This is a genomic window from Mucilaginibacter sp. P4_G9 (genome assembly GCF_056400985.1).
The window spans coordinates 1-1,598 of the sequence record NZ_JBFUKF010000700.1 but is presented as its reverse complement, the minus strand read 5'-3'; the positions used below and the strand labels follow the sequence as shown (position 1 = coordinate 1,598).

The window sequence follows — 1,598 nt, the reverse complement described above, 5'->3', positions numbered from 1 at the left end:
CAGAAAAACAATTCCAGGAAGCTTTAGCCATCGACCCTAACTACGGTCCCGCTTACCGTGAGTGGGCCGAAACAGATAACCGTTGGGCAAATGCTGATCCTAAAATGGCATCTGTTAAAATTAAGCAAGCCGTTGAGGAATACAAAAAATACCTGAGCTTAACAGATCTTTCGGTTGAATCGCAAATGCGTTATGCCGACTTTTTAATCAGTGCGGGCCAATTCCAGGAGCTGCAAACTGTTGCTGCCGATCTGTCAAAGTCTACAAAATCAAATTTAAGGGCATATCGTTATTTAGCTTACGCGGCTTTAGAAAATAAGGATTACCCTGCCGGATTAACCGCTATGAATACCTGGTTGAGCAAAGCCGATCCAAAAAGAATAGTACCACGTGATTACTTATACCTTGGCCGTTTGCAAATGGCATCTGGTCAGGATTCTGTTGGTATCAATACTTTACGGAAAACTCTTGCTTTGGATTCTACGCAAACTGATGTGTATGGTGAAATTGCCAAATCATTGTTCCGTGGTAAAAAATATCTTCAGGCTGGTGATGCATACAAATTGGTTACTCAAAAAGGTGGCCGCAGTGTAAAACTTACCGACTATTTTTATGAAGGTATCAGCTACTACTACGGATATGACGAAAAGAAACCTGGTGCCGATTCTGTAATTGCTAAAGCCGATTCTGCATTTAGTTATGTTACTCAAAAAGCTCCGACTACTTCAGATGCGTATATTTATCGTGCACGTGTTAACGAGTTAAAAGATAAAGACCGTAATAATATTGTAGGTTACGCTAAGCCGTTTTATGAAAAATATATCGAGTTGGTAAACGCTAAAGGTTCGCCCGATGATAAAACTAAGAAGAACCTGGCAGAAGCTTATGTTTATTTAGGTACTTATGCCGAATTTAAAGAAAAGGATTTAGCCAAGGCTACTGACAATTATACAAAGGCAAGGGATAATGATCCAACTAATAAACAAGTTGTAGCATTTTTTGCACGTAAAGCCGGTGGACCCGGTAAGAGCAAATAATTTGTAGAATAGAATCAAGAGTTGAAAAAGCAGCTTAGCGTTTTTGTCTAACTCTTGATTTTTAAACTTTGCTTCTTAAAATAAAAAAAAGCCTCTTGAAAAAGAGGCTTTTTTATTATTGTTCCATTAGTATATTTGCAGCATGGAAGTACAAAGTTTACCGGTTAATTATTTGCCCATCATATTTCAAATGCTGGTGGCTTTAGGGTTTGTGGTAACTACTATGTTTGTAACACATAAAATAGGCCCCAAGCGCGCTACCAAAGATAAACTTACCCCCTTTGAATCAGGAATAGAGGTTGTTGGGAATGCCCGTTCACCTATATCCATCAAATATTTCCTGGTAGCAATACTATTTGTATTGTTTGATGTGGAGGTGATATTTATGTATCCCTGGGCAGTAAATTTCAAAGCAATGGGCGAAAAGGGCATGATAGAAATGTTCATATTCATGGCCACGCTTTTATTAGGTTTTATCTACGTTATTAAAAAAGGTGCTTTAGATTGGGACTAAATTAGACTGATTCTAAATATGGTCTTCGCAAACGCATAGTGTACCTT

2 protein-coding genes are annotated in these 1,598 nt (G+C 38.3%); both read left to right on the top strand.

All coding sequences use genetic code 11. The annotated features are described in order from the left end of the window. The coding region (locus AC1DPZ_RS26845; RefSeq protein WP_477409266.1) for a tetratricopeptide repeat protein at window positions 1-1,037 on the top strand (1,037 nt) is incomplete at its 5' end. Window positions 1,038-1,179: 142 nt separating this feature from the next. Further along, the gene (locus tag AC1DPZ_RS26840) at window positions 1,180-1,551 is read left to right on the top strand and encodes an NADH-quinone oxidoreductase subunit A (protein WP_477409264.1); all 372 of its coding nucleotides are present in this window, start codon (window positions 1,180-1,182) and stop codon (window positions 1,549-1,551) included. Window positions 1,552-1,598 lie beyond the last annotated feature (47 nt).